The organism is Vibrio sp. 970, assembly GCF_033339075.1.
The window spans coordinates 1-15,933 of the sequence record NZ_JAWOTW010000018.1; the positions used below are offsets into that span (position 1 = coordinate 1).

The window sequence follows — 15,933 nt, forward strand, 5'->3', positions numbered from 1 at the left end:
TGGCGCTGGACTAAACAAAGGCCCCCTTTTAGGGGGCTCACACAAAGCCACCTTCTTTAGAAGGTGGTAATTTACTAACGCGCGAGTGAGCGAGTTTTTAATTCAAAGATAAGTTTTTCAGCACTTACTTCAAATTTGAATCGAGCCGTCGCTTGGTTCGATTCTTCGGTTATTTCTGAAACATTGTATTCAACATCAGCACATACTGATTTAGCGAGCTCGATGTATTTTTGTAGTTCAGACTCTAGCTCTGTTTTTGTCTGTGCGAAAACCGTTACGTCGGCAACTTCGTCACCTTCTTTGATGATAAAGCCAATCTCGCCAGCACAGCCGCAGGCCTCACATACTTGGTTTTTTTCTAATTCGACACTCATAACGAATCCTCTTGTAAATACTAAGGGTATTCTATCAGGTATTTGATCTGTATCTACAAAAATGACGACTTTTGCGTAAAAAAGGAACAGAGTAGGCACTTGTTAAGTAAGGGTTAAAGATTGGATTACTAAATCATCAAGAACGTTAATGTGATATATATCAACATTTAAAATCAATTAACGAACATAGTGACGAGATTTTGCTCAGTCCAGTTGAACTAATGGTTAATTTATAAGACTATTTCTTGATTGATTATTTTTAATAATTATCATTCTTGGTCTTTGAATAGTTTCGATGAATAATTGGCGCAAGGTTTTGATGAGACTAACTTTTCGCCTTATTTTGAGTAGCATGTATTGACAAAAACATAACTGAAAATTACACATTACGCAGTGTAAAGACGTTATGGTTTGGAACTCGACATGATATTAAATAGTCGCAATACATATACCCAAAGCGCTTTCAAGTGCAGTGCTTAGCAACCTGATTTCTAGGTTTTCGCTAATCGAACCGCATCGGCGAGCCGGGTATAATGCTAAGAATGATTTCATTCTGGCCTCATTTAATAGTGAGTTAGATGGATTTACAAAGAGAAGAGCTTAAAATATGCCAAAGCGTAGTAAAGAAGATACCGAAATCACTATCCAAAAGATCATGGATGCCGTTATTGATCAGCTACTCAGATTAGGTTACGACAAAATGTCGTACACGACGCTAAGCCAGCAGACAGGTATATCGCGTACCGGTATTAGCCATCACTTCCCTAAGAAAACGGACTTCACCGCCGCACTGGATGGCCGTATCTTTAAAATGTTTATTGAACACTTAGAGTTTGATAAAGGATTAAATGCATTTTCACAAAGTTGGATTAAAGCGCTGGAAGATGCTGAGTTCCTCGCGATTTTACGACTGCTATTCCATCACATTGTCACCGCTGAAAATGCGCAAGAATTTGCTGCTAATGGTATTGACCGCTTATACAAAATGGTTGAAAGCCAGTTTGGTGCGGGTGGTGACAAAGAGCTTGAGTGGTTGATTGGTCGTTCATTGATCCAAATGAGCAAGTAATAGCGTTTAAAGCAACAAATTCTGCCAATATAAAAGCAAAGGCCCGCAACTCTCATATTGCGGGCCTTTGTCGTATCAAAGTGTTTTCGAGACGGCTTTAGAGGAGATACGCTTTATGCTGCGGCATGCACTTGAGGGAAGTCTAGCGTCGGATGTTTTGTCACAATAGAGCGATAGCCATAAACTTGTTCAATGCGCTCTGACGTTAGTGCATTCCATGGCGTGTCATCACAAACTAGTTTCCCGTTATGCAAGAGTACAAGGCGGTCCGCGTACTGAGAGGCTAGATTCAAGTCATGTAACACCACAACCACCGCAGCGTTCTGTGCTTTTGCCGTTTCACGAGCAATTTTTAACGTGTTGTGTTGATGGGCGAGATCCAACGCTGAGGTAGGTTCATCAAGCATTAAGATTCGTTTTTCGCCAGATTGATGTAGTTGTGTCATCACTCGTGCTAGATGCAGTCGTTGCTTTTCTCCACCAGATAAAGACGGGTACAGGCTTTCTGCTAAATGCAATACGTCGGTTTGTTCCATGTAATGTAAAGCCAGTTTAGTGGTTTCTTTATTGGACAGTGATAGCGGTATTGCCCCCAGCTCTACGACTTCTCTGGCTAGAAATGGGAAGGTTAAGGTGCTGTGCTGCGGGAGCATTGCAATATGTTTGGCGCTTTTTTCAGGCTCCCAATCATGCTTTTGTTTACCGAAGTAGGTGATGTGATGATTCGAAGAGATCTCACCGCATAGAAGCTTGAGTAAAGTACTTTTACCTGCGCCATTGGGGCCGAGTAGGGCGGTCACTTCACCAGCTCGGATATCAATGTTGATGTCATCGAGCACCACACGGTTGCCATATGTCATCGAAATGTTTTTCCCCGATAAAACGATCTGGTTCATTACAAAATCTTCCCTTTTTGCTGGAACAATAAGTAGATGAAAAAGGGCGCGCCAATTAATGCGGTCACGATTCCAACTGGTAATTCAGCTGGTGCCACGGCAACACGAGCAAACATATCTGCGGCAGTAAGAAGCAGTGCTCCCATTAAGGCAGATATTGGTAATAGCGTTCGATGGTCAGGCCCAGCGAGCATGCGCCCTAAGTGAGGAATCACGAGCCCAATAAAGCCAATTGCACCACTGATGCTCACCGTAATACCAACACCCAGTGCAGAAAGTAAAATAAGCTGACGTTTGAGTTTTTGAACCGGAACTCCTAAGTGTCTTGCTTCTGATTCCCCTAACAACAGAGCATTCAGCGCCATCGACTTCTTCTGAAACCAGAGCAATAGGATGACGAGTGTTATAGCAGATAGAGCAATCCCTGACCAATTTGCACCAGCTAATGAGCCCATCGACCAAAGCGTCAAATCTCGCAGCATCTGATCATCTGCGATAAAGTTCATGTAGCCAATCGCAGCCCCCGAGAGCGCGCTGATGGCAACGCCGGCTAACAACATAATTGTAACTGAGGTACCAAACTTACTTGTGCCGAGTTTATAAACGAGAATAGTCGTTAGTGCACCGCCAAGGAAAGCAAAAAGAGGCAGAGCCGCTAAGTTCATTAGTTGCGGATAGTTTTGGCTAAATTCAGCAAATACAACAATAGCGAATGCACCACCAAGAGCAGCGCCAGCAGACACACCAATGATACCAGGCTCGGCTAATGGGTTACGGAACAAGCCCTGCATAACCACACCACAAATTGCTAAAATGGCGCCGATGAACATACACAAAATGGTTCGAGGCAATCGGATTTCGTTAATGACCAACTGAATGTGAGGAGCGAGATCAGAACTGCCTCCCGTTAGGCTACGCAAACTGTCAGCAAAGCTAATGTTCATTGGGCCAACGGTAATAGAGGCGATAGCAATAAATGCTAAAAATCCACTAAGCACTGATAACGTCGTTGAAAGGGGGATGCGTCTTAACAACATGTCATGTCTCTATGGGTAAAGCAGTGCATTCAAGCGTTTAGCTTCTGCAAGGCTTTTAAGGCCCAAACCACCTACCAGAGCATGGCCATCAATCGTTATGATGTCTTTGTTCTTTCCAGCGGGTGTTGCAGCAAGAAGCGGCATTGCTTTTAAAATTGCATCGGCACCACCCAACGTTTCATAGCTGCGACCACTAACAAGAATCACGTCAGGCTGCATCTCTACCATCGCTTCTGTGGATAGAGGCTTGTAAGACGAGAGTTGTGTAGCGGCTGGGTTTTGTCCGCCGGCGAGTTGAATAATTGCATCGGGTGTCGTTTGTGAGCCCGCAACATTTGCAGGTCGCCCTTCATGGATCAGCAGAAAGAGCACTTTCTTTTTCTTCGCTTGATCAGGTTGGTTTGCATTGAGTGCTTGTACTTGCGCCTGGACATCTTGCTTTAAGCTTTCAGCTTGAGCTTTGCGATCCATAAGGTTCGCAATTTGATCAATACGTTGATAAAGGCCCTCGACATTTGCATCAGTATTAACGATTTCTACATCTACGCCAGCCGATTTCAATTGGCTCAATGTTGTTTTCGGCCCCATCTCATCAGAACCAATGACTTTTGTCGGACGTAAGGCGAGCAACCCCTCCGCTGAAAGACGACGATGGTAGCCCACTTTAGGCAGTTCCATCCCTTTTGGTAATTGACTGGTGACGTCGATAGCAACCAAGCTATCTTTAGCGTCGAGTTCAAGCAAGAGTTCAGTGACGGCGCTGCCTGCGCTAACAACGCGCTCTGAGGATGGCGTTTCATTGGCAAAAAGTTGACTACTCGCAAGTAGGGAAATAGCTGCCGTGACAACAGCATGAATAGTGATGCGTGTGTTCTTCATTTTGAAAGGATCTCTATCTTACTTATTTTTATGATGGCTCTTCAGTGAGTAACTGAGTTGCTTGAATTCCGTTTTCTTGTAAAAAGCCGAGAAGTTGTACTAGCGACTGAATATTCGCGGTTTTTTCTGCTCCAATTACAATCGGTTTATCGCTTGACTTACTCTCTTCTAACAGCGCGAGGGTAAAGTTGTCCCAATCGATATATGTCTTGCCGTTAATAGCCCAGTAAGGCTCGTCTTTAAGAATATTTACCGTGATGGATTGCTTATCGACATCTGCAACAGCCTGAGATTCTGTGCTCGGTAAATTGACGTCTAATGAATCGAGTTTGACCGCTGCGGTTAACATCAGGAAAACCATGACGATAAAAATAATGTCTAACAGCGGTGTTAAATCGGGGGTTAAACCGTTACGACTATTTTCTTGTGGTGTTTTAATCATTGACTTGCGGCCTCAATCTTCCCAGAAGAGCGCAGTGTTACTTTTGAGTGGTCTGGCGAGACATGCTGTAACGAGATGCCTTCAAGCCATAAGTTGACGTAGTTTAAAGTGTGCTCAAGCTTGGCGATTACACGATCCGCCCACAAACCAATGATCTGCGCTCCTGAAATGGCAGGAAGTGCGATAATGAGACCCGCGGCAGTGGTGCGCATAGCAAGACCTAGGCCGTCAGCCAAATCATTCGGAGTGATATTCCCCGTTGAAACCGCGATGCCTTTAAACATGTCAATTAAGCCAAGTACCGTACCAAGCAAGCCAATTAAAGGGCTGATGACGCCAATCAGCGTCAGCAAACGAAGGCCGGAATGCAACTGATGGCGTTTTTCTTGCAGCCAAATACCTGCGGCATCTTCTCTTAAAGATTTCGAGAAAGAATGATGAGCAAGCAACATCGCAACACCACGGTACAGAAGCGGCCGCTTATTCGACAACTCTTCAGCAAGTGCTTCAAGCTCGCTCCCATTTGTTGGGTCTAATCCTGTGAGCTTTTGGCGAATGGCTCGCTTTCCTACACCAAGGCTAATTAACACATGGAATAATCGCTCGGCGATGATCATCACGGTTAGAGCTGAGCAAATGATCAAAGGCCATGTCATCAGCCCAAATTGAGTTTGTAATTCTTGTAGTTGTTCCATTATCCATCCAACTTAAAACGAACAGGTACTTGTACTCGGTGAGCGACTTTTAGCCCACCTGAAATATGTGGTGTAAATTGCCACTGTTTGATCGCACGAAGTGCTGAGGCATCTAGCGACTCTGTGCCGGAAGACTCAATCAAAACCTGTTTAATCTGGTTACCATTCTCATCTAGCCATATCTCATACAAGGCTACACCTTCAATACCGCGTCTTTGTGCAGACCTTGGGTAACGGGGTTGTGTTGGTTGACTCACAAACGTTGGTTTGTCGACCAAGACAGGCTGAGATGTTGCCCCTTTGGATTGGCTCGCAGGTGCGGATTGTTGAGCTACCGTCTCTTTCTTCACCGGTTCCGTTTTTTTCTTTGGTTTCGCTTCGGGCTGAACCTTTTGCTTTGTTACGGTTTTGGTGGGCTCGACCGTTTTAGGTTTAGATTGTTTAACCGGTTCTGGTTTTTTCTCTACTACCTTCTTCTTAACAGCGTCTTTCTTGACGACCTGTTTTTTTACAATCTTCTTTTCTGGTTCAGGTTGGTCTTGAGGCTGCTGCTCTTTTGGTGGCGCTACATTTTCTGGTGTAGATTTTTCGACAGCGGGAGGAGCAGACACAAGATTTAGACTTACCGAACTTGCTGGGTTTCCAGCAGGCATCGCGAACACCTTTGTCTCTTGAGAAACAAAAAGAAGTGCGGCATGGATGGCAAGGGAAGCACCTCCTGCAATGACATATCTTTGTACGTTCACGGAATATCTCGGGAAACTATGAAAACTTGGGCAGATTATTACTTACAATGGAAATAAGATCAATTATCAATTGCATTATCATTACGCTCAAATTATGATTCTTGCAGAATTTTTAAGATCAGCTTCCATCCCTTACATGATGGGAGTTAAGCGAGTATATATGAGCGTCGATATCGATAAGCTTGATGAATCAGTGTTGGGCAGTGATAGTCCTGATCCATTGCGATTTGCTTTTGTTAAGAAGCATTCTGCACATGCCGGGGGAGCGAGCGTACCTGTGCCCTCGTCTCAACAACAGGCGATTTTTTCGAGTATTACGGCTAACTCAATTAAAGCGACCAATAAACGCTGTCTTTATATTCATGTTCCGTTTTGTCGCGTTCGTTGCACTTTTTGTAACTTCTTTCAAAATGCTGCAAGTCGCACACTGGTTGATGAGTACTTTGAAGCATTAATGCAGGAGCTTAGAGAGAAAGCGGCATTACCTTGGACACAAAATGGTATTTTTCACGCCGTATATATCGGGGGCGGAACGCCAACGGATTTATCTCCAGTACAGGTTCGTGTGTTAGGCCAGGCTATCCGAGACCACTTTCCTTTGGCTGCAGACTGCGAAATCACCTTAGAAGGTCGCATCAATCGTTTTTCTGATGAGTTGTATCAAGGCGCTTTAGAGGGTGGGTTTAATCGTTTCTCTTTTGGTGTGCAAAGTTTTAATACACAAGTGCGCCGCAGCGCAAAACGTTTAGATGATAGGGAAGATGTCCTCAAACGAGTGAGCGAGATCGCCAAAGAAGACAAAATTCCGGTCATTATCGATTTACTCTATGGCTTACCTTATCAAACCAAAGAAGTGTTAGAGCAAGATTTAAATGATTTCCTCTCGACTGGCGCACACGGACTGGATTTGTATCAGTTAGTGGTTGGTGGGTCAGCTCCCATGCTCAACCTCGTAGAAAAGGGAAAAATCCCGCCACCTGCGACCACACCAGAAAAAGCGGGAATGTATGAGCTCGGTGTGAACTTTATGGCCAAACACCATATGAAGCAACTGAGTGTGAACCATTGGGCAATCGATAACCGCGAGCGTAGTTTATACAATAGTTTAGCCAAGACTTATGCAGAGGTATTGCCAATTGGCTGTGGTGCTGGAGGTAATATCGGTGGCTACGGGATGATGCAACACCGCACACTAGAGACCTATATTAAAGCGGTCAAAGAAGGTCAAAGCGCCATCGCGATGATGATGAAGCAAAGCCCTCTAGAACCACTTTTTTCTGCACTCAAATCTGCGTTTGACCGTGGCATTGTTCAAGCAAATCAACTTCCATCATTTATGGGAGAGGACGCGTTCGGGTTTTTATTGCCTCTATTTAAAGTGTGGCAAGCGAAAGGCTTAGTACAACTACATGAACGTAGCGCAGTCCTTACTCTTGCAGGCAGCTTCTGGGCTGTGTCATTGGCTCAAAGTTGTATTCAGGTACTCACGTCAGAGATGAACGAAACCGTACCGAAAGCATCCAATAATTAATGAAAACAAATTGAACAAAAACGGAAGACACAATGGAATCAATCAAGCAACAAGTTGAAGTATTACTAGAGCAAGAACCACAATTATTGCCAGCTGCGATGGCAGAGCGTCTTGGCATTTCCGAGTTTGAGGTTGTTGCGGCTCTACCTCAGGAAATGGTGGCTATTGCACCAGGAGAGCAAGCGCAAAGCATCTTAGAAAGTTTGGTTGGTTTTGGCCCGGTGACGACCATCGTCCACTCTTTTGGTTCTATCTTTGAAGTTAAAGCGCCGTTTCCAAAAGGAAAAGTGGCGCGTGGCTATTACAATTTAATGGGTAGAGAAGGTGAACTGCACGGCCACCTTAAATTAGATAACGTTAAAAATGTCGCATTAGTCAGTAAACCGTTTATGGGTAGAGAGAGTCACTATTTTGGTTTTTTCTCAGAGTGCGGAAGCAATATTTTCAAGATTTATTTAGGCCGTAACGAAAAGCGCGAGTTGATTGAAGAGCAAGTCACCGCATTTCGCGCCCTACAAGCCGAATTAAAAAAGTAATCACAAACATAATCGAGGCTTAACTCGAATACTAATTAGTAAAGTCAGGTATCAATATGGATCAACAAGTTAAACAAGAGCGTTTGCAAGGTCGTTTAGGGCCAGAGATCAAAGAGTTTCGTCAGGAGCGCCGTACACTTCAGCTTGCAACTGTCGATGCAGAAGGTCGCCCGAATGTAAGCTACGCGCCTTATGTCCAAAACCAGGGAGGTTATTTCGTTCTCATTTCTAAAATCGCTCGTCATGCCCGTAACCTTTTAGAAAATCCAAATGTTTCATTGATGATGATCGAAGATGAAGAGTCTTCAAAGCAGTTGTTTGCTCGTAAGCGCTTAACTTTTGATGCGGTAGCAAATGTAGTTGAGCGAGACACAGAGATGTGGCAACAAGTTGTTGGACAAATGAAAGAGCGTTTTGGTGAGATTATTGATGGTCTAAGCCAGCTAGAGGATTTCGTTTTGTTCAACTTAAAGCCAGAATCGGGGCTATTTGTTAAAGGTTTTGGTCAGGCGTATCAAGTGTCTGGTGATGATTTAGTCGACTTTGTTCACCTTCAAGAAGGTCACAAGAAAGTCGAAAGTGCCTGATTGTAAACCGATCATATGAATGTCGATCATTTGGCATAATGAACGTTTAAAGGGAGTTAGGTTATACTGACTCCCTTTTTTATATTGGAACAAAAGCATGAAACCTGTAAGTAAGGAATTGAGCGAGATTTGCTATCCGTTTATTTACGAGGACAGTCCGGTTTGTGACTTTGAAATTACAGCAGATGAACTTTGTAGTCGTATTGGCCTTGTTCTCGCTATGGAGTTGGACGAGTTTAGCCGCGATATACTGACAAGAATGCAGCCTAATGTTTATCATCTAAATGGTTCGGTTCGCGGGAAATTAGCGATTACAGAGACGGAAGTTGAAGAGTTAAAGGCCGATTATGCTTTGCTCAAGCAACGTATTGATGGCGGCTTCAAAGGCTTTGTTCTACCCGGGGGGCACCCGGCAGCCAGTCAATTGCATTTGTGCCGTTGCCAAGCTAAAAAAACGGTACGAGCATTAGTTGCCGTTGAACATACAGGTAAGAAGCAGCCCGCACCTATTTTGTTTCGTTACGCGAACTTATTAGCGAATGTACTTTACAGCCTAGCTTCTTATATTAATCATGCTCACCAAGTCAAAGAGACGGAATTCGTTTCTCGTAGTTACGCGATGCCAAAGAAGTGAGCTGAGAAATTAGCGGATGTGAGCATCAGGGATAGGACAAGCACTGCATTATATTCTCAAATCAACTCGTCCAATAAGAGTTAAGAAGTCATAGCTTTGGCTTCTAGCTCTTTTGCTCCGCGAAGCATCGCTTCGATTAGTTCTCCTGCATTGAATTTCTCAAGTGCCTCATGCGCGCCAACTTGGTGAGCTCTGTCTACACAGATTTCGCTCGATAACGATGTATGTAAAATGCGGTATGAATGGTTCAGAGAGGAATTATTCTGAACTTCAAATGCTAATTCATAACCGTCTAATCCGGGCATTTCAATATCGCTGACCAGAATATCAATTGGGCGATGAGCCGCAGCGTCACTTTTCATCAGTTCCAATGCATCTAAACCATTTTTACAGATTTGATACCCAATATTGATGCTATCGAGTGCGTCACACAGCTGTTTACGAGCGATGGAAGAGTCATCCACCAATAGAATACTGAGTGCTTTTAGGCGTTCTCGCTCAATATCTGTCAGCATTGGTATCTTTGAATTCTCGTACTGCGGATAAATTTTGGAAAGTAGCAGCTCCACATCCAGCATTTGAACAGTTTTGTCCTCGTAGCGAGTAATTCCAGTCACGAAAATATTTTTTCCAGCGCTCGGAGGTGGCGTTTCAATAGCTTTCCAATCACACTCAATGATCTTCTCTATACTACGAACCATAAACGCAACCACGGTTCGCAAGCAATCTGTCACGATCAAGTAGCAGCTTTTATATTCTTCTTCATTAATAGGACGAAAGCCAACAGCCGCTGACATATCGATCACTGGTACTGTTAAGTTACGTATCGTAACGGTTCCAATGACGTGATGATGCGAGTAAGGGATCTTTGTCGTTGGCATGTACGGGACGATTTCACGGACTTTTAGCGTACCGATAGCGAAACTCTGTTGCAGGGTGAGCTTAAACATCAACATGCCCTGAGATTGATTCGCTTTGCTAACGACTTTTGCCATGAAAATAACCTTATAAATACCACCGAATTGTGTCTAATCTAATCTTATCAGACGAAGGCTTCAACCATCGGAGAGACAAATGTGAGCTTTTTAGACAATCTTTTAGAGAATAGTGATTAACTGAGCAAAACTTGTTTGTATTTTAAACTCATTATGTAGACGATTTTATATTCCTCGTGTATTTGGGCCTTTACCGCTGAGCTATTATTAAGAAATGTTTGGTCTGTTAAAAAGGATTGGGTACACTTGCGCGACCAGAATAGTGAGAGATAGATCAATGGCAAATACAGCAGCCGCATTACATATTCTTGTGAAGCACAAAGAGCAAGCGGAAGACATAATCAAGCAACTGAAAAAAGGCGCAAAGTTTCAGACATTAGCGAAGAAGTATTCAACTTGCCCGTCAGGCAAACGCGGTGGTGACCTTGGTGAATTCCGCCGTGGTCAAATGGTACCTCAATTCGACAAAGTGTGCTTTTCTGGCGAAGTGTTAACGCCGCATCTAGTTAAAACCAAGTTCGGTTGGCATGTTGTAAAGGTGCTTTACAGAACATAAGGCTTGGTATCGACCTAAACATTGTCAGATGAAACCCACAAGCATTAAATATCATCTGTACGGTCTCTTTTCACCAATCACTACCGTTATGACATGGCAGATACATTCTGATCTGCCATGCTCAACCAAACGCTAATCTTTCCAAACTAGAAACTCATTTATATGCAGTTAACTTGGCTTTTCTCATAAGTCGTTATCCTATTTCAAGCTTTGGTATGAGAATACGTTGGCTGGTTGTATCAATTATCAATGCTATTCCTTGCTGGTGAACTTTGGTTCATGTTCGGGCGCCATTCGCATATGATAGCGACCTTATAAAAATTAATCCTGTTCATAATTTAAGATGTCCCTGACTCATAAAGACTATTTTAAAATCGCATTTCCTTTCATCGTTTCTACGGTAACCCAACCATTATTGGGGGCGGTGGACACCGCGGTGATCGGTAAACTCGGTGTGGCTGAGATGATTGGTGGTGTAGCGATCGGCACCGTCATCATGAATACCTTGTATTGGCTGTTTGGCTTCTTCCGCGTCAGTACTACCGGGCAAAGTGCAATCGCATTAGGTAAAAATAGCCCAGAAGATCAAGCGAGCAGCTTATTCCGTCCTTTCGTGCTTTCGCTCTGCCTTGGCTTGATTTTCATTGCGTTGCAGTCCGTGATTTGGATGGGGGCAGAGCTGATTATCTCCCCTGATGCAGTCGTGGCAGAAAACGCTAAGACTTACTTCGATATCATGATCTTTGGTGCGCCGTTTGTACTGCTGAACTACACCGTGATTGGTTGGTTGATGGGACAGGCGAAAGCCAAAGAAACCTTGTTCACGCAAGTGTTTGGTAACGTGCTGAACATCGTGCTGGATATCGTCTTTGTGTTGTACTTCGATATGGGCATTGCTGGCGTTGCGGTAGCGACACTTATCGCGCAAATTTCGACGTTTGTTATTGGTGCGGTGCTGGTGTTGAAAACCTGTCGCTTCCCGCTGTTTGATTACATTCAGACCGCGAAAATGACGCGTAAAGATCTCAAAGTTATCGCGTCTTCCAATATGGATCTGCTGCTTCGCACTGTGTGTCTATTGGTGTTCTTCAACATGATGGCGCGTGTAGGCTCTCAGCTTGGTTCTGATGTGCTTGCTGCGAACGCAATCTTGATGCAAGTGACCTTTATCGTCAGCTACATGTTCGATGGTGTGGCGAATGCGTCGAGCGTCTTCGCAGGTAAAGCCGTAGGCCAGAAGAATCCGACATTGCTTGATAACGTGATTAAGCTAAACACGCAATGGACCGCGGCGTTCGTTGTTGTCTTGACCTTGCTGTTAGTGCTGTTCAAACATCAAGTGGTGTCGTTATTTACCACTTTGCCAAACCTTGTTGAGCTGTATCTAGACATGAGCCCTTGGTTATTGGCATTTCCGTTGGTTGCTGGTTTTGGTCTTACGTTTTACGGCATCTTTACCGGTACAGGGACGACGCGACCAGTGCGTAACTCTACCTTTCTAACCATGGTGTTGTTCTTAGTGACCCAATTTATTGCGGTGCAATATTGGGGCAATCACGGTTTGTGGCTGGCATTCACTTTGTTCTACGTTGGGCGTTTTGTCTTCTTGTTCCCATACCTCGGTCAAGTTAAACAAAAGTGTCTTTAATTCACACTGTCACAAACGACCTAATTTAGATGTTCTTATGACAAGGGTGGAGCCATCTGCCCTTGCTGATAAATCTGAAAAAGGTGATGAAATAACCTTTCCGACTGGTTTCCTTGCTTTAACCCGCATGATATTATTTGTGATGTTATATTATTACATTTAGTTTGATGCCGTGATTTCTCAACCAATACTCTCCGTTAATAATCTCAGCCTTACAGACTCAGAACGCACACTCTTCAAAGACATTTCTTTTGAGCTGTTTCAAGGTGAAGCTCTTGCCATTATGGGACCTTCCGGCATTGGTAAATCCATGTTGTCGAAAGCCGTCGCAGGTTTTTTGCCGTCAGATATTTGGGTAGACGGAAGTATCCAGCTTAACAGCAGTGAAGTCGCACAAACTGCCATGCTGCAACGGAGTCAATCCCAGCGTCCCGCGGTCATTTTCCAAGATGCACTTAAAGCGCTGAATCCATTGGCGTCTGTCGAGCAACAACTGTGTTTGGCATTGACGGGCAACAAAACACGCTTGTCTTCAGCAAACCGAGAAACGGTGACGACCTTGTTGTCTCAACTCGGATTTGCAGATCCAAAAGCAGCATTGGCGCAGCATCCAAGCCAGTTATCTGGTGGTCAGCGCCAGCGTATTTGTATTGCGATTGCGTTGCTTGGTAGTGCCAACTTGATCATCGCTGATGAGCCCACCAGTGCGCTCGATCCAATCACCGAAGCGGAGATCCTTGAGTTGTTTCGCAGTAGTGTTCAGCAACGCAACATCAGTGGTTTGTTGATCACGCACGATCTATCTGCGGCTTTGGCGTGTGACAAAGTCTTGGTGATTGCGGACAACACCATGGTGGCTTATGGCGCACCTTGGCAAGCCATTCAGCAAAGTTCGCATCCTTTCTGCCAACAACTTGCGCAACTGCTGCCTTAACCTCATCTCTGGAGCCTATTTTGACTAAGCACAACTTGAGCGGGCACACGCAGCCTAAATCGGCGGAAGTTCGCTTTGAGCAAGCCAGTGTTCACTATTACTCCAAACCAAGTTGGTTGGGGGGCAAACCGTTTAAAGCGCTCGAACAATTGGATCTTTCCATCGACACAAAGAACATTGCGATTGTTGGTCCTTCTGGTGCGGGTAAATCGACTTTGATTGAGCTTCTGTTTGGTCTTCGTAAACCCACATCTGGTGAAGTGTATGTGTGTGGCTATCCGCTATCGCGTAGCTCGGCTAAGCAGCGCCAAGAGTTGTGCCAGCACATTCAATTGATTCCGCAAGAGCCGCAATCGAGCTTGAATCCTTATTACGCCGTTCGCCAGATCTTACTGGAGCCGCTAAGCAACATTGGTTTGACACAAGAGCTCAATGAGAAGGTGGAAAAGGTGTTGGCGGATGTCGGTTTGGATCTCACATTGTTGGATCGTAACCCGCAGCAATTATCAGTTGGGCAAGCCCAACGTGTGGCTATCGCCAGAGCTTTGATTGTTGAGCCTTGCGTATTGGTTGCCGATGAGCCAACCAGCAGCTTAGACCCCGTCAGTCGTAAACAGATTCTCGACTTGTTGGCAGGCATTCAAAAGAGTCGTCAGATGCGCCTGATTTTGGTGACACATGACCTCGATGCGGCACAAACCCTATGCGATGAAATCCTAGTGTTAGACAAAGGACGCGTTGTCGAACACGGCACGGCACAAAACGTGACAAATAACCCATCGCACTTGATCACGAGAGCCTTGATGAGCGCTCAACACAAAAGTAATGAATTCACAAAAACCATTGGAGAGGTTTCTTATGCACCTTAGTACTCCCAAGTTAGCTTTGTCGCTGGCTTTAAGCGCACTACTGACGGGTTGTTTTGACTCTGGCGAAAGTAAGCCAGATGCGGAAAAAGCAGCGGCACCGCAAGCAACGAAAATTCGCGTTGCCATGATGCAGCCACCACGCACAGGTTTGTCGCCACTTTCAGATGACGCGTTCAAACTATCACGTTGGAGCACGGCAGAAACGCTAGTGAACCTAAACGATCAGTCGGTAGCAGAGCCTATGCTGGCAACGGAGTGGGAACAAGTTGACCCGATGACGTGGCAATTTACGGTACGTAAGGGCGTGAAATTCCACGATGGTTCTGACCTTGATGCCAACGCGGTTGTGAACTCTCTACAAAAAGCATTAGATGCCGCACCAAAACCACGCATTTTGGATGGTATCGAATGGCAAGTTAGCGCATTGGACGACTTCACTGTTGAAATCAAAACGACCTTTAACGATCCATTGTTGCCAAGTCGTCTATCTAGTCCACAGTTAGCGATCCTTTCTGGTGCTGCATACCAAGAAAACGGTCGTGTTGTGCCAATCAATGCGGGTACGGGCCCATTCGTTCTGACAGAAATCAACGGGACAACCAGCGCTAAATTGAAGCGTTTTGATGGTTACTGGGGTGAAAAAGCGAAAGTAGATAGCATTTTTGCGGAATACGTACCAAACGGTTTTGCTCGTGCTGCAGCGCTGCGTACCGGTGAGGCGGATGTCGTTGAAGCGGTTCCTGTATCGCAAATCGCGATGATGGAATCTTCACAGCTGCACGAAGTCGCAATGCCGCGTACCAACACGCTTTACCTAAACAATAAATCAGACGTGTTTGGCCAGTTCGGTTTGCGTAAAGCTGCAGCTCAAGCGGTTAACCGTGAGCAAATCATCAAAACGGTTTACGAGAACCACGCCGATTCAGCGAAAGGTCTGTTAGGTCCAGCATTGGCATGGGCTCAACCAATTCGTGATGCGAACCCTCGTATGGAAACCATGGAAATGCGCCACGCGAACGGTGAGAAGATCACCATCGGTACATTTACCGACCGTGCTGAGTTGCCAGAAGTAGCGGTGCTGCTAAAGCAACAACTTGAAGCGGCTGGCTTTGTGGTTGAGCTAGACGTTCGTGAATACGCACAAATCGAAAACGATGCACTAGCAGGTAAGTTCGATGCGTTCTTGTTGTCACGTGCAACGGTGCTGGATTCTGGTGACCCAGTGGCGTACATGCAAAGTGACTTTAGCTGTAAAGGTTCTTACAACCTAGGTCAGTTCTGCTCTGAAGAAGTGGACGCAGCATTGAAACACGCTGATCGTCAGCCTTTGGGTGAGAAACGCCAACAAGCGATCATCGAAGCAGAAAGCAAAATCCTTGAGCAATACGCTGTGATTCCACTGCTTCACGAGCGTGTAATCCAAGGTGAGAGTGACCGCGTGAAGAATGCACAACGTGACCCACGTGAGCGTCGCCTGATCGACCAGTTTACTGAGGTGAACTAAC

General features: G+C 45.0%; 18 protein-coding genes. 10 read left to right on the forward strand and 8 right to left on the reverse strand.

What is annotated here, in order from left to right; genetic code table 11:
• Positions 1-74: 74 nt before the first annotated feature.
• On the reverse strand, positions 75-374 hold the full coding sequence (locus R7Q11_RS20735; RefSeq protein ID WP_005375307.1) for a YfcZ/YiiS family protein: 300 nt from the start codon (positions 372-374) through the stop codon (positions 75-77).
• A 607-nt stretch (positions 375-981) separates the two neighbouring features.
• On the opposite strand from R7Q11_RS20735, the gene R7Q11_RS20740 reads away from it, so the two are divergent.
• A complete protein-coding gene (locus R7Q11_RS20740; RefSeq protein ID WP_005385033.1) occupies positions 982-1,443 on the forward strand; it encodes a TetR/AcrR family transcriptional regulator in 462 nt (153 codons plus the stop codon).
• 113 nt (positions 1,444-1,556) lie between these two features.
• Here R7Q11_RS20740 and R7Q11_RS20745 read toward each other — a convergent pair whose 3' ends face one another.
• From R7Q11_RS20745 to R7Q11_RS20770, 6 genes are read right to left on the reverse strand one after another with little or no spacing between them, the layout of a single operon-like run.
• Positions 1,557-2,339: a heme ABC transporter ATP-binding protein gene (locus R7Q11_RS20745; protein ID WP_005385036.1), complete on the reverse strand. Its 783-nt coding sequence runs from the start codon at positions 2,337-2,339 to the stop codon at positions 1,557-1,559.
• Positions 2,339-3,376 (reverse strand): FecCD family ABC transporter permease, encoded by a 1,038-nt coding sequence (locus R7Q11_RS20750; RefSeq protein WP_053350537.1) that lies wholly within the window; start codon positions 3,374-3,376, stop codon positions 2,339-2,341. The genes R7Q11_RS20745 and R7Q11_RS20750 overlap by 1 nt, the downstream gene beginning before the upstream one ends.
• A gap of 9 nt (positions 3,377-3,385) precedes the next feature.
• A complete protein-coding gene (locus R7Q11_RS20755) occupies positions 3,386-4,255 on the reverse strand; it encodes a hemin ABC transporter substrate-binding protein (RefSeq protein WP_005375320.1) in 870 nt (289 codons plus the stop codon).
• A gap of 28 nt (positions 4,256-4,283) precedes the next feature.
• Positions 4,284-4,697 (reverse strand): ExbD/TolR family protein, encoded by a 414-nt coding sequence (locus R7Q11_RS20760; protein WP_005375322.1) that lies wholly within the window; start codon positions 4,695-4,697, stop codon positions 4,284-4,286.
• Positions 4,694-5,392 (reverse strand): MotA/TolQ/ExbB proton channel family protein, encoded by a 699-nt coding sequence (locus R7Q11_RS20765; RefSeq protein WP_017821236.1) that lies wholly within the window; start codon positions 5,390-5,392, stop codon positions 4,694-4,696. The genes R7Q11_RS20760 and R7Q11_RS20765 overlap by 4 nt, the downstream gene beginning before the upstream one ends.
• On the reverse strand, positions 5,392-6,138 hold the full coding sequence (locus R7Q11_RS20770) for an energy transducer TonB (RefSeq protein ID WP_085569329.1): 747 nt from the start codon (positions 6,136-6,138) through the stop codon (positions 5,392-5,394). Before R7Q11_RS20770 ends, R7Q11_RS20765 begins: the two co-directional genes overlap by 1 nt.
• A gap of 160 nt (positions 6,139-6,298) precedes the next feature.
• Here R7Q11_RS20770 and hutW point away from each other — a divergent pair, with 160 nt between their 5' ends.
• From hutW to R7Q11_RS20790, 4 genes are all read left to right on the forward strand, one after another.
• Entirely contained in the window at positions 6,299-7,669 is a 1,371-nt protein-coding gene (hutW, locus tag R7Q11_RS20775; RefSeq protein ID WP_017821234.1) for a heme anaerobic degradation radical SAM methyltransferase ChuW/HutW, read from the forward strand.
• 32 nt (positions 7,670-7,701) lie between these two features.
• Complete coding sequence (gene hutX, locus R7Q11_RS20780) at positions 7,702-8,205, forward strand: heme utilization cystosolic carrier protein HutX (protein ID WP_005375329.1); 504 nt, start codon at positions 7,702-7,704, stop codon at positions 8,203-8,205.
• Between the two features lie 56 nt (positions 8,206-8,261).
• Complete coding sequence (gene hutZ / locus R7Q11_RS20785; protein WP_225466685.1) at positions 8,262-8,792, forward strand: heme utilization protein HutZ; 531 nt, start codon at positions 8,262-8,264, stop codon at positions 8,790-8,792.
• Between the two features lie 97 nt (positions 8,793-8,889).
• Positions 8,890-9,426: an ATP:cob(I)alamin adenosyltransferase gene (locus tag R7Q11_RS20790; protein ID WP_005375333.1), complete on the forward strand. Its 537-nt coding sequence runs from the start codon at positions 8,890-8,892 to the stop codon at positions 9,424-9,426.
• Between the two features lie 80 nt (positions 9,427-9,506).
• Here the strand turns inward: R7Q11_RS20790 and R7Q11_RS20795 are convergent, their stop codons facing one another.
• On the reverse strand, positions 9,507-10,421 hold the full coding sequence (locus R7Q11_RS20795; RefSeq protein ID WP_005375335.1) for a chemotaxis protein: 915 nt from the start codon (positions 10,419-10,421) through the stop codon (positions 9,507-9,509).
• Between the two features lie 214 nt (positions 10,422-10,635).
• Between R7Q11_RS20795 and ppiC the strand changes: the two genes are divergently transcribed.
• The 5 genes from ppiC to R7Q11_RS20820 all read left to right on the forward strand — a co-directional run bounded on the left by ppiC (position 10,636) and on the right by R7Q11_RS20820 (position 15,932).
• Positions 10,636-10,977, forward strand: a complete 342-nt coding sequence (ppiC, locus tag R7Q11_RS20800) for a peptidylprolyl isomerase PpiC (RefSeq protein WP_080276970.1) — start codon at positions 10,636-10,638, stop codon at positions 10,975-10,977.
• Between the two features lie 343 nt (positions 10,978-11,320).
• Positions 11,321-12,625 carry an MATE family efflux transporter gene (locus tag R7Q11_RS20805; protein WP_005375345.1) on the forward strand — a complete coding sequence of 435 codons (1,305 nt, stop codon included), beginning with the start codon at positions 11,321-11,323 and terminating at the stop codon, positions 12,623-12,625.
• A 172-nt stretch (positions 12,626-12,797) separates the two neighbouring features.
• Positions 12,798-13,559 (forward strand): ATP-binding cassette domain-containing protein, encoded by a 762-nt coding sequence (locus R7Q11_RS20810; protein ID WP_005375347.1) that lies wholly within the window; start codon positions 12,798-12,800, stop codon positions 13,557-13,559.
• A gap of 20 nt (positions 13,560-13,579) precedes the next feature.
• The gene (locus R7Q11_RS20815; protein ID WP_005375349.1) at positions 13,580-14,428 is read left to right on the forward strand and encodes an ABC transporter ATP-binding protein; all 849 of its coding nucleotides are present in this window, start codon (positions 13,580-13,582) and stop codon (positions 14,426-14,428) included.
• The gene (locus tag R7Q11_RS20820) at positions 14,418-15,932 is read left to right on the forward strand and encodes an ABC transporter substrate-binding protein (RefSeq protein WP_005375350.1); all 1,515 of its coding nucleotides are present in this window, start codon (positions 14,418-14,420) and stop codon (positions 15,930-15,932) included. Before R7Q11_RS20815 ends, R7Q11_RS20820 begins: the two co-directional genes overlap by 11 nt.
• The last annotated feature ends 1 nt before the right edge of the window (position 15,933 follow it).